This is a genomic window from Parendozoicomonas callyspongiae (assembly GCF_023502345.1).
Lineage (GTDB): Bacteria > Pseudomonadota > Gammaproteobacteria > Pseudomonadales > Endozoicomonadaceae > Sansalvadorimonas > Sansalvadorimonas callyspongiae.
Map to the genome: position 1 here is coordinate 175,341 of NZ_JAMFLX010000002.1, position 19,320 is coordinate 194,660.

At 48.9% G+C, this 19,320-nt stretch carries 16 protein-coding genes; 9 read left to right on the plus strand and 7 right to left on the minus strand.

Translation table 11 applies throughout. The annotated features are described in order from the left end of the window. Nucleotides 1–8: 8 nt before the first annotated feature. Nucleotides 9–356 (plus strand): PilZ domain-containing protein, encoded by a 348-nt coding sequence (locus tag M3P05_RS02210; protein ID WP_249697594.1) that lies wholly within the window; start codon nt 9–11, stop codon nt 354–356. 4 nt (nt 357–360) lie between these two features. Further along, the gene (locus M3P05_RS02215) at nt 361–1,137 is read left to right on the plus strand and encodes a TatD family hydrolase (RefSeq protein WP_249697595.1); all 777 of its coding nucleotides are present in this window, start codon (nt 361–363) and stop codon (nt 1,135–1,137) included. Nucleotides 1,138–1,202: 65 nt separating this feature from the next. Here the strand turns inward: M3P05_RS02215 and M3P05_RS02220 are convergent, their stop codons facing one another. Further along, complete coding sequence (locus tag M3P05_RS02220) at nt 1,203–2,072, minus strand: RING finger protein (protein WP_249697596.1); 870 nt, start codon at nt 2,070–2,072, stop codon at nt 1,203–1,205. Between the two features lie 279 nt (nt 2,073–2,351). Here M3P05_RS02220 and M3P05_RS02225 point away from each other — a divergent pair, with 279 nt between their 5' ends. Further along, the gene (locus M3P05_RS02225) at nt 2,352–2,789 is read left to right on the plus strand and encodes a hypothetical protein (protein ID WP_249697597.1); all 438 of its coding nucleotides are present in this window, start codon (nt 2,352–2,354) and stop codon (nt 2,787–2,789) included. A 4-nt stretch (nt 2,790–2,793) separates the two neighbouring features. Here the strand turns inward: M3P05_RS02225 and M3P05_RS02230 are convergent, their stop codons facing one another. After that, nucleotides 2,794–2,982, minus strand: coding sequence for a type II toxin-antitoxin system RelB/DinJ family antitoxin (locus M3P05_RS02230; RefSeq protein WP_249697598.1), 189 nt, complete (start codon nt 2,980–2,982; stop codon nt 2,794–2,796). A 532-nt stretch (nt 2,983–3,514) separates the two neighbouring features. Between M3P05_RS02230 and M3P05_RS02235 the strand changes: the two genes are divergently transcribed. Both M3P05_RS02235 and M3P05_RS02240 read left to right on the plus strand, forming a co-directional pair. After that, nucleotides 3,515–4,402, plus strand: coding sequence for a nucleoside deaminase (locus M3P05_RS02235; protein WP_249697599.1), 888 nt, complete (start codon nt 3,515–3,517; stop codon nt 4,400–4,402). A 185-nt stretch (nt 4,403–4,587) separates the two neighbouring features. Further along, on the plus strand, nt 4,588–6,498 hold the full coding sequence (locus M3P05_RS02240) for an ATP-binding cassette domain-containing protein (RefSeq protein WP_249697600.1): 1,911 nt from the start codon (nt 4,588–4,590) through the stop codon (nt 6,496–6,498). A 76-nt stretch (nt 6,499–6,574) separates the two neighbouring features. On the opposite strand, the gene M3P05_RS02245 is transcribed toward M3P05_RS02240, so the two are convergent. The 4 genes from M3P05_RS02245 to M3P05_RS02260 all read right to left on the minus strand — a co-directional run bounded on the left by M3P05_RS02245 (nt 6,575) and on the right by M3P05_RS02260 (nt 9,677). Continuing rightward, a complete protein-coding gene (locus tag M3P05_RS02245; RefSeq protein WP_249697601.1) occupies nt 6,575–7,111 on the minus strand; it encodes a cytochrome b in 537 nt (178 codons plus the stop codon). An 86-nt stretch (nt 7,112–7,197) separates the two neighbouring features. Beyond that, nucleotides 7,198–7,881 carry a metal-dependent hydrolase gene (locus M3P05_RS02250; protein WP_249697602.1) on the minus strand — a complete coding sequence of 228 codons (684 nt, stop codon included), beginning with the start codon at nt 7,879–7,881 and terminating at the stop codon, nt 7,198–7,200. Between the two features lie 254 nt (nt 7,882–8,135). Then, complete coding sequence (locus tag M3P05_RS02255; RefSeq protein WP_249697603.1) at nt 8,136–8,576, minus strand: universal stress protein; 441 nt, start codon at nt 8,574–8,576, stop codon at nt 8,136–8,138. 354 nt (nt 8,577–8,930) lie between these two features. Beyond that, nucleotides 8,931–9,677, minus strand: coding sequence for an alpha/beta hydrolase family protein (locus tag M3P05_RS02260; RefSeq protein WP_249697604.1), 747 nt, complete (start codon nt 9,675–9,677; stop codon nt 8,931–8,933). A gap of 410 nt (nt 9,678–10,087) precedes the next feature. Here M3P05_RS02260 and fadB point away from each other — a divergent pair, with 410 nt between their 5' ends. The 4 genes from fadB (at nt 10,088) to rne (ending at nt 17,785) form a co-directional block, all read left to right on the plus strand. Continuing rightward, on the plus strand, nt 10,088–12,232 hold the full coding sequence (gene fadB, locus M3P05_RS02265; protein ID WP_249697605.1) for a fatty acid oxidation complex subunit alpha FadB: 2,145 nt from the start codon (nt 10,088–10,090) through the stop codon (nt 12,230–12,232). A gap of 78 nt (nt 12,233–12,310) precedes the next feature. After that, nucleotides 12,311–13,486 carry an acetyl-CoA C-acyltransferase FadA gene (gene fadA, locus M3P05_RS02270; protein ID WP_249697606.1) on the plus strand — a complete coding sequence of 392 codons (1,176 nt, stop codon included), beginning with the start codon at nt 12,311–12,313 and terminating at the stop codon, nt 13,484–13,486. A gap of 488 nt (nt 13,487–13,974) precedes the next feature. Continuing rightward, nucleotides 13,975–14,304 (plus strand): acyloxyacyl hydrolase, encoded by a 330-nt coding sequence (locus tag M3P05_RS02275; protein ID WP_249697607.1) that lies wholly within the window; start codon nt 13,975–13,977, stop codon nt 14,302–14,304. Nucleotides 14,305–14,869: 565 nt separating this feature from the next. Then, complete coding sequence (gene rne, locus M3P05_RS02280) at nt 14,870–17,785, plus strand: ribonuclease E (protein ID WP_408635849.1); 2,916 nt, start codon at nt 14,870–14,872, stop codon at nt 17,783–17,785. A 695-nt stretch (nt 17,786–18,480) separates the two neighbouring features. Here the strand turns inward: rne and M3P05_RS02285 are convergent. Then, nucleotides 18,481–19,284, minus strand: a complete 804-nt coding sequence (locus M3P05_RS02285; RefSeq protein WP_249697609.1) for an enoyl-ACP reductase FabI — start codon at nt 19,282–19,284, stop codon at nt 18,481–18,483. Nucleotides 19,285–19,320 lie beyond the last annotated feature (36 nt).

A 19,320-nucleotide genomic window follows, 5' to 3' on the forward strand; every position in this document is an offset into this window, starting at 1 on the left:
GAGTTGCTATGGCTGGAGGGTCGCCGAAGGGCAGTATTCTCACTGTTACTATCAAGGACAAAGGCGTTCTTTATTCCTCTTATATGCCTTTTCTTAAGGGAGGCGGATTGTTTGTCCCCTCCATGAAAAAATATGATATCGGAGATGAAGTCTTTCTGCGGTTGACTCTTATGGATGAGCCGGGTGTTCTGCCTGTCGCGGGACGGGTGGTCTGGGTGACTCCTGCCGGAGCCCAGGGAAACGGTGAACCGGGTATTGGTGTCCAGTTCACTGACCAGGATGGCTCCATTCGAGTAAAAATTGAGGCTCACCTTGGTGGCCTTCTGCAGTCGGACCGTCCGACCAATACGATGTGACTATATGTTTGTTGATTCCCATTGCCATCTGGACCGTATAGATCTGGAACCCTATGGTAGCGATCTTTCCGCAGCCATTGCTGCAGCCAGAGAAGCTGGTGTTGATTCCATGCTGAGTGTCAGTGTGGATATGGAAACTTTTCCCTCTGTTCTGGAAACCGCGGCCCATGATAATGTCTGGGCTTCAGTTGGAGTTCATCCGCTGGAAGATAAGGCCCGTGAAACCACAGTTGATGAGCTGATTAAACTCTCTTCCCATGAAAAGGTTGTGGCGATAGGCGAGACCGGACTTGATTACTATTATGCCCAGGATCGCAAACAGCAGATGACTGAACGGTTTATCACCCATCTGCAGGCGGCATCCCAGACAAAACTGCCTGTTATTATTCATACTCGTGATGCAGGGCAGGATACATTACAGCTGCTTGAACAGCATGCTGATCGGGACAGTGCTGGCGTGATTCATTGCTTTACGGAAACTCTGGATTTTGCCAAAGCCGCTCTGGATTTGGATTTTTATATCTCTTTTTCAGGAATTGTTACTTTCAGGAATGCAGAATCCCTGCGGGAAGTGGCTCGTTATGTTCCGATGGACCGTATTCTGATAGAAACGGATTCTCCCTATCTGGCGCCCGTTCCACACAGAGGGAAGTCTAATGAGCCTAAATATGTTGCTGATGTAGGGCGCTTTCTTGCAGAACTTAAAGGTGTGGCTGTAGATGAGTTTGCCGAAGCAACATCTGCCAACTTTTACCGGCTATTCAGCAAGGCTGATACCTGAAAAAATTGACTGAGTTATTGGATGGTAAAATATAAATCCCCTGCAGTTAACTGCAGGGGATTTTTTTAGAATACAAAAAGTGATGTCTGGAAAGGAAAGAACGTTGTAAATGGTGATAGAAAGCTGCGGCAGGGAGCTGAGTAAACCGGTATTGGAGCCGTAAAAAAGTCATCCAGTTCAACCCAGGGATCAAAGGTATTGCTCAAATTCCAGGATCTGAAGAATGGTTCAGGCTGATTGAAGAAACAGCAATACTCTGGCTCCCGTCTTGTATACGTCACTTCAGGCTCAGGTGCTGAGAAATCAAGATCTGATTCATCCATCATATCATCAAACCAGTCCTCAAGTTCGCTGGAAGTGGCTGGTTCTGGTCTTGTTGTAAAAGTTGCGAAGGAGTTGCTGAGAAGACCAAGTGATACAAACTCATCAAGAAGATCATCGAGGAAAGCAGTTTGGAGAGCTGGAGTCTCTCTCCGTGTTCTTCCTGGATTACGTTCATTTTCCGTATGGACAACATCACATCCCCAGAGATCACGGTTTTCCCGTGAGATCTCATCATTGCGACCATTTCTCCGGTCATTGCTGACAACATCATTCATAACATCACGGGCTGTTCTTGGTTGGAAATTGGTTCCGAGGCCTTGGTTGATGTTCTCAAGCTCTCTTTTACTAATGTGGTGCCTGCAGACTGGACAATCATGAGTCCCATGGCCAAGCAAGCCTTCTGTGCAATCTTTGCAGTAAGCATGACCACAGGAAAGTCGTACATGGCGGCCATCAGCCGTCATACCTCCCATGACATCATCTGATCCAGGATTTATGTAGTCTGGTATATCCATATCGCTTTTACAGATATGGCATGAGGGTGAATCACCATGATGGTGACTCTGAACGACAGGCTGTGGTGTGCTTGTTCTATCTGTTTGGTTCGGCATTGTGTACATGATTCCAGAATCCTCGTTATTACATTTGTGATGGAATTATCTTGTTAGGTGCAAGTTCGGAGGAATAATTCCTTGAAGGTGGAGTTTTTTATGCTGAAAATGCTGACATTCCTGTTAGAAAAAATATTGGTAGAATAATTTTGTTTATATAACTCATTGAAAAATAAATTAATTATATTATTTTCGACTAATGTCGCATGGTGGTTTCTCAATCCCTTATTAGGCTGATAGTTATAAATATTATGAATATCGTTTAGCAGGGAGAGAACTATGAGAATTAACGGAAAGATGTTTGTTCAGGCTGTCACGGATATTGAGACTCCCATTAAGGCTGCAAAAATGTCTCAGTGGAAGAATCGTACTGTACAGGTAATATCTGTTGACGGTGCAAGGGAAATTGCCGGAAAAATATTCAGAACAGTAAAAGAGGCATTTGTACCACCAACCTCACAAGAACGTGAGGTTCGTGAACTGAAAGCGGAAGCCTCATCCATATGGAAAGGGTTTAAACAGATTATCTGTGCACCAGCGGTTCCCTTTGTGTCTTTCAAGTATCAATACCTGAAAGGAAATGCAGATTTAGATGTGCCGCTACTTAAAGGTTCGGAAGCCTATTCAAAGTTGAATAAAATCGATAAAGCCATTTTGGGCCTGTATTCCAATAGGGTGAGCGTTCTCAAGGCTGAAAGCATTTGGAAAGACTGGTAAGGGATCAGTAATGATCCCTTGTTTCCTCATCGGGCAGGCAGACATCAAAAGGCAGGCCTTTACGCAAGACCACCTGGCTAAAGAAAAGATTGATTGCCTGTGAGGTGTTGAGCCCGAGCTGGCGCAAAATATCCTCGGCATCCTGTTTAAGCTCTTCGCTGATGCGTGCCCGGACTGTGGTTTCCTTAGCCATAAGCTCTACTCTGATTTTGTTGAAGGAATAACTTGCTATGCAACAAGGCTAGCCGTTTATCTTTATCAAAGTAATACAGCTTACCATACGTATTATCAAATTTTTTCCAACATCACAATTTGTACAAAAACCAATCAAAGTTTGATTGGCTCTATTTTTGTTAATTAAAGAAAATAATAAATTCAGTTTAATTGAAGAAGTAATAATTACCTGATCTTTACTATGAAAGCATTAAGTGAAATAAAAACTTACCAATCTATTAATAAATAACTCTTCTCTTCTTGTAGGTGGAAATAACTAGGTGTTTTTGCCTTGTATCACTCACATGCGCTTCATGACAGAATAATTTCAATCTGACATTGTCGTATGAATTATTTAATTTAATTTAATTTAATTTAACTTTTCTCATGTCGACTCGTTGATATGTTGAAATGATTAAAAGCATTTAACAGCTTGCGAAAAGCTTAACAGGGCTCTCGCAGTGTCTTTTAAAAATTTCATATTGCTCTGGTAAGAGGGAGATTCCGATTTATTGGAGCAAAACACTCAGATTGATTTGGGGGTGACAGGTCTGGTTGATAGCAGTGTGGAAAAATCTCTGCGTTTTTCAGGTCTGTCGATTTATATTTTCAGAATTAAGGAAAGAAGGAATATGAGGAAGTTTGTCGCATTACTGGCACTCATATTTACGACAAATTTATTTGCAGCAGCTCCAACTGTTGAGTATGAAAGAGACAATATCCTGATGTTGCTTTCATACTCCATGGTGCTCAAGGACTGGCAGTCGGAGTACACTGGAAAAGACCGTGGCTACAACATCGGTGCAGTTCTTTATGATGAAGCAGCCAACAAAATCGTAGGTGTTCAGAGAAACACAACCAGAGCCTGTGATGACAAGACCCAGCACGCAGAAGTTCGCCTGATGCAGGACTGCCTGAACGGTGAATGCCGTGGTGATGGCAAAACCAGATATCTGGATAAGACCACCATCTACACCACCCTCGAGCCATGCATGATGTGCAGCGGCATGATGGCATTCCTGAAAGTCGACAGAACTCTTTACGGCCAGGCTGACCCAGGTTTCGGTAAGAACATCGAACGTCTCAAGCTGCCTTACAAAGGTGAGGAAGCCAACTCCCGCGCCAGGAACCTGAAGTCTATTCCTGCTCCTTTCGCAGAAAGAAAGCAACTGGACAAGCTGTTTGCTGAATACATCGAAAGAACCGGTAGCGATAACGTAACTGCCTTCCTGACAACTGATGAAGCCAAGTACGTTTACTACAGTGCAGCATTCAAGCTGCTGACCATGGATGTTGTAAACAAAGAGAACGAATCTCTTTACGATCAGGCAATGACCATGCTGTTCTTTACCGACGATCGTGATGTAAATGCCTGCTTTATCGGCAATCTTCGCCACTAACTAATAGTTTGAGCATATTTTGAAACGCCAGGGAAATTATTTCCCTGGCGTTTCTCTTTCTGTCAGGGTTGAACAAAGCCTTTGTTATTTCAGTTAAATCAGGTAGAGAAATCCGTATCCGAGATATTTGCCTGAATCCCACAAACCGGTATGCTTGTCTGGTTTTTTCTCAAGATTTCAGTGCGATGACCCTGTTACGTTTTGATGATGTATCGGTAGCTTATGGCGACCAGCCATTGCTGGACTATGCCAGTTTTCAGATTGAGCCCGGAGAGCGGGTCTGTCTGATTGGGCGTAATGGTGCCGGAAAATCCACCCTGATGAAGTTGGCATCCGGCCAGATTCAACCCGATGATGGTGTTATCCGCAAGGATGATGGCGTAAGGGTTGGCATGCTCAATCAGAATTTGCCTCTGGCGGATGATCAGCTGGTTTATGATGTCGTTGCCAGTGGTCTGGATCTGGTCGGTAAACTGCTGGCCGAGTGGCATACGTTATCCCATAACATCGAAACCGATGCTGATATGAAGCGTTTCGAACAGGTGCAGCATGCCCTTGAAGCTCAGGATGGCTGGAAACTTCAGCAAAGAGTTGAGCAAACTCTGGAACGGCTGCAGCTTCCGGCAGATAAAACCATGGGAGAACTCTCCGGTGGTTGGCGTAGAAGGGTGGAGCTGGCCAGGGCACTGGTTTGTAACCCGGATATTCTGCTGCTGGATGAGCCTACCAACCATCTGGATATTGTCACGATTGCCTGGCTGGAGAAGCAGCTTAAGGATTTCCGTGGTGCACTGCTGTTTATTACCCACGACAGGGCTTTCCTGAAATCTCTTGCAACCCGAATTCTGGAGCTGGACCGTGGTCATCTGACCAGCTGGGACTGTAACTACAACACTTACCTGGAGCGTAAAGCCCATGCTCTTGAAGTCGAGCAGGAGCATAATGCCCAGTTTGATAAAAAACTGGCCCAGGAAGAAGTGTGGATACGTCAGGGAATCAAGGCTCGCCGGACCCGTAATGAAGGCCGGGTTCGGGCGCTGAAAGCGCTGCGTTCAGAGCGCCTTGAACGGCGTAATCTGCAGGGCAATGCCAAGTTCAAACTGGAAGCAGCTGATAAGTCCGGCAAGCTGGTGGTTGAAGCGACCGGCCTGACCCATGGCTATAAAGAAGGCCTGCTGATGAAGGAGCTTGATTTCACCCTGGTGCGGGGTGACAAGGTCGGTCTGATCGGTGCCAATGGTGTGGGTAAATCTACTCTTCTTAAAATCCTGTTGGGTGATCTGATTCCACAGAATGGCAAGGTTAAGCTGGGTACCAAACTGGAAGTGGCTTACTTTGACCAGATGCGTGATCAGCTCGATCTGGAAAAAACAGTAATTGATAATGTCGCTGAAGGCCGGGAGAAAATTTCCATTAATGGCCGTGATCGCCATGTTATCAGTTATCTCGAAGATTTTCTGTTTTCTCCCCAGCGTACCCGTGTTCCGGTTAAAGCCCTTTCTGGAGGAGAGCGCAATCGTCTGCTTCTGGCTCGTCTATTCAGTAAGCCTGCCAATATTCTGGTGCTTGACGAACCAACCAACGACCTTGATGTAGAAACATTGGAGTTACTGGAAAGTATTCTGGTGGACTTCAAGGGCACTGTTCTTCTGGTGAGCCACGACCGGGATTTCCTCGATAATGTTGTCGGTTCCTCACTAGTGTTCGAAGGAAATGGTGTGGTACGGGAGTATGTTGGAGGTTTTGATGACTGGCTGCGTCAGGGCGGCAGCATAGATAAGCTGGCCGAAAGCGGCGACGCCGGAAAGGTTGATAAAGCCAAGAGCAAACCTAAAGTAGAAGCTTCCAAAGATACTCCAAAACCAGCTGCCAAGAAGAAACTCAGTTACAAACTGCAGCGCGAATTGGATGCTCTTCCGGGTGAGATTGAAAAGCTGGAACAGGAACTGGCTGATCTTGAGGAAGAAACAGGTGCTAACAGTTTCTATCAGCAGGATCAGGAAACAGTTCAGACCAAACTTGCCCGCTTAACAGAGCTGAATGAGCTTCTGGAACAGAAGATGGATCGCTGGGCCGAGTTGGAAGATATGCTGTAAGGATTCATGAAAATGATGTGATGTTGATTCAGGAAAATCTTTTTCAACATCACATCAAACCCATGAATACACTGAATCACAGCATTTTATTGAGCACATCATTTTCCGGCTTATCCATAAAACGGTGCTTAAGTGCTCCCAGAACGTGGAGTACAACTACTGCCAGAAGAATATAGCCTGCATAGTAATGAATATCGTGGGCCAGTCCGCTCAAAGCTTTATCTGTTTCCAAAAGGTCAGGCAGCAAAATACTGAAGAACAGAATATCGTGTCCTCCTGCATCAGACATAATGAAACCGCTTAATGGAACCATAACCATAAAAATATAGAGACTGATATGGGCCAGCTTTGCCAGGCGACGTTCATGCAGGGGGATGCTTTCCTGCATGGTTGGCAGAGCACTGAGCAGGCGGCTGATAATTCGGATAACAATTAAGCCCAGTAAAAGAACCCCAAAGGATTTATGCCAAGGGTAGAGATCGTACTTGCCGGGAGCATCTGAGTCCAGGCCAGCCATATACCAGCCTGATGCAATCATGCCAATAATACACACAGCCATAATCCAGTGTATCAGTCGTAATAAGGCAGGGTATTTCTCCTGATCCGGTTTCATATTTATTCTCCTGTTGTTTTTATTAAAAAAGGACCAGTTCAGTCTTTCTGTCAATATATCAATCAACCTGGGGAATTTTTGGATCCCTAACCAAGCCCCATTTTTGTCGTTTCGAGAAGCTTACTGATAATCGATTCAAGTGGCTGAAAACCAGGCAGGTAGTAGATTTGAACAGCACAGAGTGCCAGCAGAAGTGTTGATAGACAGGGACTTGAAAAATCCCAGAGCTTTAGAGCGGTGCCAAATGATCTCTTCAATTTGAGGCTGGCAAGATTAATGGCAAATATTTCATCAAGAAATAAATGGGTTATGAATCCGATCCCACCATTCAGACCAAGAAGGAAAGAGAAAGAGGCTGTTTTTTCAAAGAAGTGATAACTGCAGTTGGTTATACAGAATGCAAACAGAAATGCTGCAGACAGGGAGTGCCAGTTTCCCCTGTGTACGGTTATGCGGGCGAAGAACGGAATAACAGCGCCTCTGAAAAACCATAAAACAGCTGTAATCAAAGCCAGGTTGTGCGCAAGAGGCACCCTGCTGGCCAGATAGCCTCCGAGACCAATGGCGATAATTGCGGCCAGCAACGTTGATGTTATGGTCAGAGTGATTGAGTTATCTGAATCAATATCCGGAAGCAGTCCTCCAAACGTTCCAGTTCCCCAGATCAGAACTGTGTCGATTAGGGTGATCTCTCCGGTATACAGAGCAGTTGTTGCAAAAATGCCGCTGACAGTACAGGCAGTTGTGAAGTGGGTGCGGAAATCAGCCATCAGCTCTGAAAAAGCGGCGATTATTCTACAAATTACGGTAGAAATGAAATTGCCAATGGATATGAATGGGTACCCTTTAAACAGTTTCTTTCAATAAGGCGTGCGCAAAAGGAAAAGCCAGTTCAAGTCTGACTGAACAGTGAGATTGAGATAATTATTCGATGAGCTTCAGGTACTGGATGTAATAGGTAAACCAGAATGGTGAATGGGCATGCCCTGCGCCTGTTAAGCATGCCCGCTAGCCCTGGTCAGTTTTAGCTGTGTTTGCCAACCCTGACAGCAAGAACATCACAGGTGGCACCGTGAAGAATGCTGGTTGAGGTTGATCCTAGAATCAGTGCAAGGCCATGCCGACCGTGACTTCCAACAATAACAAGATCGACATCCGATTCTTCAACAATCCTGTGCACTTCACGCTCTGGGCGACCATACACAACATGCTGCTCACCATTATCAACATGGATCTTTTCAGCCAGGCGGTGAATACGATCACGGGCCTGCTGGGTGATTTCATCCTGCAGGGTGGTCAGGTCAAGGGGAATATCGCTGCCATAGGCAACGCTAAGGGGTTCAACAACATGAACAAGAGTGAGTTTTGCACTATTGGCCTCGGCGATCTCACGCGCCTTATCGAGCACAACATCTGCTTCGTCGGTCAGATCTACGGCCACAAGGATATGCTTGTAGAGGCTCATTTTGGTTTCCTTAGGGCTAGTTACTATTTTTTCCCGTTAGTCCACCTGGTTGCTCGGCTCCCTCCACCGTGCAACTTGAGTGAACTCAGGGACAGTCTAAAACAAAATGCTATAGAGTGTATGACCTAGCACATAATTTTTCTTGTTTTGTTGAGCTGGCGGATCTGGAATCTGAAGCTGCGCGAGTTCTTCGTCCTTCAGGGCTGATCCCTACATGATTGATAAAGAAAAGAGGTGAGTCGTTCCCCCATGTATATGGGGAAATCAACTGTACTGCGGTCTCTGGAAGGTTGTTATTGAAAGGGCGAGCAATGGTGAATATGTTCTGACGCCTGAGTTGGAGCAGCTTTACCGCTAGCTGATATATCTTTCGGCCCAGCTGGCAATCAGGGATGCCGCATACTCGGCATCCTCCTTTCGGGTCAGCAGGTGATCAGCACTGTCCAGGCAGATAAAGCTCTTGGGGTGCCGGGCTTCCTTATATATCTTTTCTGCTTCAGAAATTTCTACAGTGGTATCAATTGGAGAGTGCATGACCAGAAGTGCTTTCTTCATATTACGAATATCTCGCTGCTGGTTTTCAATATCCTCCAGAAATTGCTTCTTGATCACAAACTTTCTGCCAGCCAGGTCAACCTGCGCTTCACCTTTCTGCTCAATCTCATTTCTGGAGGTGGTAAAGTTATGGGCTACATGTTCAGCATGATGTGGAGCACCAATGGTGACAACAGCTCTGGCTTCTGGAACTTTCTCTGCCACTCCAAGAACGGCAGCGCCACCAAGGCTATGACCTATCAGTAAAGTGGGAGCCTGGTATTTACTGCGTAGATATTCGGCCGCTGCCAGCAAGTCTTGTATATTCGATGAGAAGTTGGTGTTGGCAAAATCGCCATCACTGTTGCCCAGACCGGTAAAGTCAAATCTCAGAACGGCAATACCATGTTGAGTCAGGGCGCGGGCAATACGTGAAGCCGCAGCCATATCCTTGCCACAGGTAAAGCAGTGGGCAAACAGGGCATAACTGCGAACTTGTGAGTCAGGTGTTTCCAGCAAGCCCGCAAGGTTGTGGCCATGACTTTCAAATTGGACTTTGGTGCGCATACTCACTCCTGTTAACCATTCAATAACTATATACAGGGAGTACGAGATCTGTTCCTCGAAAGATTCGGTACTGGTCTCTGCTGGTGATGTGATTAAAAGAAGTCATACAGTAAGCATCATACTTTCCATTGCTTTTGTTAGGTGTAAATACCTTCGCGCCCAGTTCTTGTGTACGTATTTAGCTTGACTTTGTTGCGCTTTTGCCCGATGGTGTCGCTGCCTGATTCAAACAAACGTATGAAATAAGTTGGATCAGGTATAAGAGAATAAAAATCCAGGGATTACAGCTTTGAAAAGAGCTGATGCTGGTGAACAACAAGAATGTTATCTGTCGCTGCAACCAAAGCATAGGGTTGCAACGGCAGAGTTTTATAAACGGGCCCAGTATCCAAATAGCGTGGAGAAAGTTGATGATCTATGAAGGCCAGGCCATCACCGTCAAGGCTTTGGACGATGGTATCGCTCAGCTCGACTTCAACCTGCAGGGGGAGTCTGTCAACAAGTTCAACCGAGCCACTCTTCAAGAGCTGAAACAGGCCACTGAAGCCCTGCAGGGCAACAGTGCTGTGAAGGGAGTAGTGGTCACCAGTTCCAAGGATGTGTTTATCGTTGGTGCTGATATTACCGAATTTACCGAGATGTTTGCTTTGCCTGAAGAAGAGCTGGTGGAAGGCACTGTTGCCACCAATGCTATCTTCAGCGCATTCGAAGATCTTGATGTTCCAACTGCAGTCGCTATTAACGGAATTGCCCTGGGTGGTGGTTTCGAGATGTGTCTGGCTGCTGACTACCGGATTATGTCGACCAAGGCCAAGGTTGGTCTGCCTGAGGTAAAACTGGGTATCTTCCCCGGTTTTGGCGGTACTGTTCGTTTAAGCCGTGTGGTTGGCTGTGATAATGCCATCGAATGGATCTGTATGGGTTCTGAGAACCGTCCAGATGCAGCGCTGAAAGTAGGTGCTGTTGACGCGGTGGTTGAACCTGAGAAACTGTTTGAAGCGGCGATTGATGTCATTAAGCGTGCCGGAGGCGGTGAGCTGGATTATAAGACCAAGCGCGCCGAGAAACTGAACCCCATCAAGCTCAATATGATGGAACAGATGATGGCCTTTAACTCGGCTATCGGCTTTGTCGCCGGTAAGGCCGGGCCTCACTATCCCGCACCTGTCACTGCGATCAAGACCATTCAGAAGCATGCTGGCAAGAAGCGTGATGATGCGATCCGTATCGAAGCCAAGGGTTTTGCCAAGATGGCCAAAACCAGTGTGGCCCAGAATCTGGTTGGTCTGTTCCTTAATGACCAGGCGCTTAAGAAGACTGCCAAGGGCTTTGAGAAGAAAGCTGGCAAGGTCGAGCAGGCGGCGGTACTGGGTGCCGGTATTATGGGTGGTGGTATTGCCTACCAGTCAGCCCTGAAAGGCACGCCCATTATTATGAAAGATATTAATCAGGCCGGTATCGACCTGGGCCTGAATGAAGCCAAGAAACTGCTGACCAAGCGGGTCGATCGCAAGCGTATGGACGCCGCCAAGATGGGTGATGTACTTAACGCTGTGAAGCCAACCCTGTCCTACGGTGATTTTGAAACCGTTGATGTGGTGGTTGAAGCGGTCGTTGAGAACGTCAAGGTCAAGCATGCGGTGCTGGCAGAAGTTGAGAAGCAGGTGAAGCCTGGAACTGTTTTGACTTCCAACACCTCTACTATTTCCATCACCACACTGGCAGAAGCTCTTGAGCGTCCGGAAGATTTCTGCGGTATGCACTTCTTTAACCCGGTACATATGATGCCGCTGGTGGAAGTGATCCGTGGTGAAAAGTCCAGTGAAAAGGCCATCGCTACGACCGTGAAATACGCCAAGCAGATGGGCAAGACTCCGGTGGTTGTCAATGACTGCCCTGGATTCCTGGTAAACCGCGTGCTGTTCCCATACTTCGGCGGCTTTGCGGCACTGCTGCGTGATGGTGCTGACTTCCAGCAGGTCGATAAGGTTATGGAACGGTTTGGCTGGCCAATGGGCCCGGCTTACCTGATGGATGTTGTTGGTATAGATACCGGCGTGCATGCAGAAGGTGTTATGGCTGAAGGTTTCCCTGACCGTATGAAGCGTGACTTCAAGAGTGCCCTGGATGTGATGTTCGAAAACGAGCGTTATGGCCAGAAGAACAATATTGGCTTCTACAAGTACGAAACCGATAAGCGTGGCAAGCCCAAGAAAGTTGTTGATGAAGGCACTTATGAACTGATCGCGCCTGTTTGTGGCGAGAAAAAGGAATTTGAAGCTGACGATATTATTGCCCGGATGATGATTCCGATGTGCCTGGAAGTGGTGCGCTGCCTGGAAGACAAGATTGTCGAGACCCCGGCAGATGCCGATATGGGCCTGATCTTTGGTGTGGGCTTCCCTCCATTCCGGGGTGGTGCGATCCGTTATATCGAAGAGATGGGACTGCAGAACTTTGTGGATCTGTGCGACAAGTATGCTGACCTTGGTCCGCTGTACGCACCGACTGAAAACCTGCGCAAGATGGCCGCTGAAGGCAAGACCTTTTACTAAGTCTTGAGGCAGATAAGAAGCCTTTAGCTAATAAGAAGCCATTAGGAATTAACGGATAAAGAATTCAGGAGCTAAGAAATGAGTCTGAATCCAAGAGACGCGGTGATTGTCGATGCAGTACGTACCCCGATGGGACGTTCCAAAAACGGCATGTACCGCAACGTTCGTGCGGAGAAGCTCTCTTCCGAACTGATCAATGCCTTGATGGCCCGGAACCCCAACTGGAATATCCGGGAAACCGAGGACGTAATCTGGGGCTGCGTCAACCAGACCAAAGAGCAGGGCATGAATATCGCCCGTAATATCGCCATGATGACCGACCTGCCTCGAGATGTGGCAGCGCAGACTGTCAACCGTCTGTGTGGTTCCTCCATGCAGGCGCTGCATACAGCGGCGATGGGTATCCAGACTGGCAACGGTGATGTGTTTGTAGTGGGCGGTGTTGAGCATATGGGCCATGTGAAAATGGACCATGGCATTGACCTGAACCCGGAGGGGTCCAAGCATTACGCCAAGGCTTCTAATATGATGGGCCTGACTGCCGAAATGCTCGGACAACTGAACGGTATCAACCGTCAGATGCAGGATGAGTTTGGTGTGCGTTCTCACCAGAAAGCCTGGGAAGCTACCCAGCAGGGCCGCTGGAACAATGAAATTGTTCCCATCGAAGGCCATGACGCCAATGGTTTCAAGGTGATGTGCAAGATTGATGAAGTGATTCGTCCGGAAACATCCCTTGAAGGCTTGCAGGGTCTTCGTCCGGTGTTTGATCCCAAGAATGGTACTGTGACTGCTGGAACGTCTTCCGCGCTGTCAGATGGTGCGGCAGCGATGCTGGTGATGTCTGCCGAGCGAGCCCAGGCACTTGGCCTGAATATCCGCGCCCGTGTGCACAGTATGGCTGTAGCCGGTTGCGAAGCTGCTGTTATGGGACGTGGTCCTGTTCCTGCGACGCAGAAGGTTCTTAAGCGTGCCGGTTTAAGCATTGATGATATTGATGTTTTTGAGCTTAACGAAGCGTTTGCTGCCCAGTCTCTTGCAGTGATGAAAGAGCTGAAGATCCTTGATCGCATGGAAGACAAGGTCAACCTGAATGGTGGTGCCATCGCTCTTGGGCATCCATTGGGTTGCTCCGGTGCCCGTATTACCGGAACTCTGCTGAATACCATGGAACAGCAGGATGCCAATTTTGGTCTTGCTACCATGTGTATTGGTCTTGGTCAGGGTATTGCGACTGTTATTGAACGGGTTTAATAACAGAATCTGAAGTCAGAAAAAGCCAGTTACTCCAACTTAATGCCACTCGCTTAAGAGCGAGTGGCTCTTTTGGTGTGCCGGGCATGTTGCACAGCTTGGGGGTGAAAGTCCTCTGTCCAGCCAGATGAGGGCGAAGCACAAGGTTTGTATCGTGAGGCGTAGGCTGAAGGCAGTGTGGCAAAACTGTGAGCTGACGAACAGAAACCGGATATGAGGCTGCCTGCGTGGGGACGAGTCAGCCAATGATGACAAAGTCCTTTACTCATCCGGGCACTCAGGCAGTAGATCCGGCAGTTGTGCAGTGAAGGCGGTGTAACTTACCCCGGGAGGTCTGTGTGGTGTCTGATATTTCAGACTGAGGTCATCGTAAGGTGACCTGATCGTCATACAGAAGTCAGCAGACGGCATAGTAGTTGACCTTGGTCAGCGAAGGCTTGAACGGAAGAGATATGAGTGCCTTTAGCATGCATTATACGGCTTAAGGCGTGTATTCGGCGGGAATTGCTGCCTGGGCGGCTTCTTTTTCTCCAGTTCTTAGATTGCAGTACAAGCCCGAAGCAACTTTCTCGTCCTCTCTGGATCTGGGAGTGGGGATTAGTTACCAGTCAGAGAAGGATATCCAGAAGAAAAAGTCGACAGCTATTAATATAGGTGGTCATAACCAGTTTGAAATCCGGGCGATCGTCGGTACCCGGGTCAACACATCTCAGTCTTTCGAAATCACCTTTGGTCTGTTTCACTACTCAAATACCAACCTTCACTCCGCAAACGAGGGTATGGATTTCTACGTATCCGGGGTTTCATTGCCTTTCTGATAAACGGTCTAGAGACAAGCCGGTTTGCTGCTCCACAAGATTGCTGATATATTTCCGGTACTGTCTTGGAATTCATTAAATTCAAGCAGTTAAAGTAAAAAGTGATAGTAAACCCGTAACGTGGCAGTGTGGTTAGGGAGAAAATCGCCGAAACGGCTGTCCAACCCACGTGCCCTTAACGGCAGGCCTGCAAGGGTTATTTTCCCCGTAAGGCATATTATGAGTGCGCAAGGGCCACATTATGCCCGCCAAGCGCTTCGAGTTAACCAGCGCCGACCTTTACAGTTGGGCGCTCCTATTAGTGTTCGATAGTCAAGGATTCAGGCACTCGATTCCTGCTGAGCAATTTCCCTGAAGATCAATATAAGGGAGCAGTATTCTCGGCAACAGGTAAGACCTGAACCTGGTTCGCCATGTGGCGAGATTATGCCCTGGCATAGCTCTGAGACAGAACAAAGGGCTATGACTGGTGCAACACCCTGCTGGATGCAGGCTGATAACAAGAATGAATAATAGGAGACAGCCAAACGTGGAGAGGACGGCCTAAGACATATATCGGATTTGCATGAAAAGAATGCTCATCAACGCAACACAGCAGGAAGAACTGCGTGTTGCTCTGGTCGATGGCCAGCGTCTCTATGACCTCGATATCGAGTCAGGAGCCAGGGAACAGAAGAAGGCAAATATCTACAAAGGCAAAATTACCCGCGTCGAGCCCAGTCTCGAAGCCGCTTTTGTAGACTTCGGTTCCGAACGTCACGGTTTCCTTCCCCTGAAAGAAATCTCCCGCGAATACTTTACCGGTAACTCTGGTGGTGGTCGTCCCAGCATCAAGGATGTTATCCGTGAAGGGCAGGAAGTTATCATTCAGGTCGATAAGGAAGAACGTGGCAACAAAGGGGCAGCTCTGACCACTCTGGTCAGCCTCGCCGGACGCTATCTGGTTCTGATGCCCAACAACCCACGTGCCGGCGGCATTTCCCGTCGCATTGAAGGCGAAGAGCGTACCCAGCTGCGTGAAGCTCTGGCACAGCTGGACATCCCTACTGAAATGGGTGTTATCGTCCGTACTGCCGGTCTGGGCCGTAGTGCAGAAGAGCTGCAGTGGGATCTGGACTACCTGCTCAAGGTCTGGAGTTCCATCAAGGATGCGGCAGAAAACCGCTCTGCTCCTTTCCTGATATACCAGGAAAGCAACGTCACCATTCGGGCCATCCGCGATTACCTGCGCCAGGATATCGGTGAAGTTCTGATCGACAACCCCAAGGTTCACAAAGAAGCTTTGGAGTTTATCAATCAGGTCATGCCCCAGTACTCAAACCGTATCAAGCAATACACTGATACCGTTCCTCTGTTCAACCGCTTCCAGATTGAAAGCCAGATCGAGACAGCCTTCCAGCGAGAAGTCAAACTGCCTTCCGGCGGATCTATTGTTATCGATCCGACTGAAGCCCTGGTTTCCATCGATATCAACTCCGCTCGTGCAACCCGCGGAGGCGATATCGAGGAAACCGCACGTAACACCAACCTGGAAGCAGCTGAAGAGATTGCCCGCCAGCTGCGTCTGCGTGATATCGGCGGCCTGATTGTTATCGACTTTATCGATATGAGTTCCAACAAGAACCAGCGTGATGTCGAAAACAAGATGCGCGAAGCCCTGCAGATGGACCGTGCCCGTGTCCAGCTGGGTCGCATCTCCCGCTTTGGCCTGTTGGAAATGTCTCGTCAGCGCCTGCGTCCATCCCTGGAAGAGACCAGTGGTATTGTTTGCCCACGCTGTAACGGTCAGGGCACAATTCGTGATATTCACTCTCTGTCTCTGTCCATTCTGCGACTGGTAGAAGAAGAAGCCTTGAAAGAGCGCACTTCTGAAATCCGCGCCCAGGTTCCTGTTGCCGTCGGCACCTTCCTGCTGAATGAGAAGCGTGAAGTTGTTGCCCGTATCGAGAAGCGCAGCAATGTCCGTGTTCTGGTGATTCCCAACCCACACCTGGACACCCCTCACTTCGAAGTGCAGCGTCTGCGTGATGACCATGTTGGCGAAAGCCCTGCCAGTAGCATTGAGATCTCTACCGAGACTGCTGACAGCGCACCTCAGCAGGAATACCTGCAGGACAAGGCTGTACAGAAGCCGACTGAAGCAGCCGTTCGCCATATCAGCCCAAGCAAGCCAGCCCCGGCGAGCAAGCCACAGGCTAAGGCCGCTGCCAATACCAGCGAGTCAGGCGGCCTGCTGAAAGCTATCGCACGTACCTTCGGCAGCCTGTTCTCTGCCCCAGAAGAAGAAACTGCCGCTCCGGCAAAAGTCAGCAAGCAGCAGCGTGAGCGTCAGAGTGGTGAGCGGAAGGATAACCGCCGCCGCAATGATCGCCGTAAAGATGATCGCGGCAGCCGTGATCAGCGTCGCGAGCGCAGCGAAAAGCAGCAGGACGAGCGCCAGGCGCGCAATGACCGCCGCCAGCGTCGTAATGAGCAGCGTGTGGAGCGTCAGCAGCCGGAACAACGCCGTGAACGCACTGATACCCGCCGTCGTCGTAATGATGAGCAGCCGGTTAAGGAAGCCGCTTCCAGCGAGGCCCTGAACCGTCCGCAAAAGACCCAGGAAACAGAAGTCCAGGAAGAGAAGCGCCGTCGTCCGCGCAATATGCAGGGCCGCCGTCGTAACAACCGCCCTTCACAGCGTGACCGGGTTGCACAGGAACAGGTTCAACAGACTGAAGCTCAACAGCAGCCACAAGCTCCTGCCGAAGCACCTCAGGCGCAGCAGCCAGTTGAGAAGCCTGTTAAACAGGAAAGACCTCAGCGTAAGCCAAAGGCTGAAAAAGCTGACAAACCTGTAGCTGTTGAAGCCCCAGCAGTCCAGCCAGCTGTCGCCCCTGAGCCTGTTGCTGTTGTAGCACCTCAGCAACCACAGCAACCACAGCAAGAACAGAAATCTCTTGTAGAAGCTGTTGCTCCTCATGCCGTGACTACAGAAACTGCTTCAGCCATTAATCTGTCCGAGAAGGTTCAGGCTGAGAAAGCCCAGGTTAAAGTCGAAGTAGAAACCAAGCCTGAAATCAAGCAGGAGCCCACTCCCGCCGCTCAGCAGGAAGCCAAGGCGGAACCAACACCTAAAAAGGTTGAGGAAAAAGTTGAAGCTAAACCAGTTGAGCCAGTGAAAGCTGAAGCAGAGAAGACTCAACAGGCCCAACCTGCCGAGAAGCCCGCAGAGAAGGAAGCACCAGCACCGCGCCGCCGCCGTCGCACCCGTGCTGCCAACGACCCTCGCGAGATTCGTCGCCGTCAGCAGGAAAAGGCCGCACCCGCAGCTGCTCAATCCGCACCAGTAGCTTCTGAGCCTGCTCCAGTTGTGGAAGCAGCTCCGGTTGCCAAGGTTGCAGAACCCAAAGTGGAAGAAAAGGCCGTTTCAGAGCAGGAAGCAGTTCAGCCAGCTGCCGCTGAGAAGAAGGAAGAAAACACAATCAATACCGGGGAATAACCCCGGTTTGTAAGCCTTCCATAAAAAATGTATGGTCCGCCCCGTTGTTGCAATGATTATTTCGATAACGGGGTTGGTTTGCGCTAATGTGTTCGGAGTCTTCTGTGGAAAGCTCTCGCATCCCGCTCCACGATGAGATCCGCGCTGGATTGCCCTCAAAACTGGTCTTCACAGTCTAATGCCATTCGCTTAAGGGCTTGCGGTTAGAGTCAAAGACAAAGACAATCGGACTTGAAGTCTCTTTCAAGTCCGTTTTTTTGTGTCTGAATTCGCCAAAGAGCTGCAAGTAGCAGCAGAGTTTCCCCTCCCAGAATCCTTTGATGCCTTTTATCGAAACATCCCGCACGAGTGGATAAAAGAGGCTGTCACGCAAACAGATCGAGCCAAGTGTTTGTACTCGCCGCTTTCCTGCTGAGCAAGATGTTTTGGTATGGCAAGAGTTTTCTGGGCGCTTTTACCCTGATACTGGATGAGTTCCTATGGCGTTCTGGGCGATCACCTGGAACGATAAGCAAAAAACTTGCCAATTTGAGGTCGCAGGGAAAGCGATTGATATTGCCTGAGACGCAAGAGAACATATCCAAGGGTGGTTATGAGAAAAATAGTGAAATATCCCGCTAAGAAAAGAGCCACTCGCCCTTAAGCGAGTGGCATTACTCAATGAGCGGTTTTTTTAGCTCTGAAAAAGACAGCGATCAGGCGTTTGCTTCTTCCAGAGAACCCATGGCGGTGATGTTAAAGCCACCATCAACATAGGTAATCTCGCCTGTCATGCCGCTTGCCAGATCAGAACACATAAAGGCGGCGACATTACCTACTTCCAGCTGGGTAATGTTACGGCCCAGAGGAGCACGATTGGCATTGTAGGCCAGCATCTTGCGGAAGTTGCCGATACCGCTGGCTGCCAGAGTTTTGATTGGACCGGCAGAGATACCGTTTACACGAATGCCATCTTGACCCAGGCTGTTGGCCAGGTAGCGTACGCTGGCTTCCAGGCTGGCCTTGGCCAGACCCATTACGTTGTAGTTAGGCATGGTGCGTTCTGCACCCAGGTAAGACAGGGTCAGCAGAGAACCGTTACGGCCTTTCATCATTTCACGGCCAGCCTTGGCCAGGGCAATAAAGCTGTAGGAGCTGATATCGTGAGCGATACGGAAACCGTCACGGGTGGTGGCATCGGTGAAGTCACCGGACAGCTGGTCACCGGGAGCAAAGCCCACAGAGTGCACGATACAGTCCAGACCATCCCACTTCTTGCCCAGCTCTGTAAAGACAGCTTCTACCTGTGCATCGTCAGCAACATCACAGGGGAAGCACATTTCAGCGGATGAGCCCCAGCCTTCGGCAAACTTTTCTACCCGGCCCTTGAGCTTTTCATTCTGATAGGTAAAGGCGAGTTCGGCACCTTCGCGGTGCATGGCTTCGGCAATGCCGGCTGCGATTGACAGCTTGCTGGCTACACCAACAATAAGAACACGTTTTCCCTTTAGAAAAGACATCTGGCCTTCCTTTTTGCAGTTGTTACAGATAAATCC

Excerpts from the sequence above, each read along its gene's own strand:
- M3P05_RS02210 (WP_249697594.1), top strand. The coding sequence starts at position 9 with ATGGCTGGAGGGTCGCCGAAGGGCAGTATTCTCACTGTTACTATCAAG.
- fadA (WP_249697606.1), top strand. The coding sequence starts at position 12,311 with ATGAGTCTGAATCCAAGAGACGCGGTGATTGTCGATGCAGTACGTACC.
- M3P05_RS02250 (WP_249697602.1), bottom strand. The coding sequence starts at position 7,881 with ATGGCTGATTTCCGCACCCACTTCACAACTGCCTGTACTGTCAGCGGC.
- rne (WP_408635849.1), top strand. The coding sequence starts at position 14,870 with ATGAAAAGAATGCTCATCAACGCAACACAGCAGGAAGAACTGCGTGTT.
- M3P05_RS02230 (WP_249697598.1), bottom strand. The coding sequence starts at position 2,982 with ATGGCTAAGGAAACCACAGTCCGGGCACGCATCAGCGAAGAGCTTAAA.
- M3P05_RS02220 (WP_249697596.1), bottom strand. The coding sequence starts at position 2,072 with ATGCCGAACCAAACAGATAGAACAAGCACACCACAGCCTGTCGTTCAG.
- M3P05_RS02225 (WP_249697597.1), top strand. The coding sequence starts at position 2,352 with ATGAGAATTAACGGAAAGATGTTTGTTCAGGCTGTCACGGATATTGAG.
- M3P05_RS02245 (WP_249697601.1), bottom strand. The coding sequence starts at position 7,111 with ATGAAACCGGATCAGGAGAAATACCCTGCCTTATTACGACTGATACAC.
- fadB (WP_249697605.1), top strand. The coding sequence starts at position 10,088 with ATGATCTATGAAGGCCAGGCCATCACCGTCAAGGCTTTGGACGATGGT.
- M3P05_RS02240 (WP_249697600.1), top strand. The coding sequence starts at position 4,588 with ATGACCCTGTTACGTTTTGATGATGTATCGGTAGCTTATGGCGACCAG.
- M3P05_RS02215 (WP_249697595.1), top strand. The coding sequence starts at position 361 with ATGTTTGTTGATTCCCATTGCCATCTGGACCGTATAGATCTGGAACCC.
- M3P05_RS02285 (WP_249697609.1), bottom strand. The coding sequence starts at position 19,284 with ATGTCTTTTCTAAAGGGAAAACGTGTTCTTATTGTTGGTGTAGCCAGC.
- M3P05_RS02255 (WP_249697603.1), bottom strand. The coding sequence starts at position 8,576 with ATGAGCCTCTACAAGCATATCCTTGTGGCCGTAGATCTGACCGACGAA.
- M3P05_RS02260 (WP_249697604.1), bottom strand. The coding sequence starts at position 9,677 with ATGCGCACCAAAGTCCAATTTGAAAGTCATGGCCACAACCTTGCGGGC.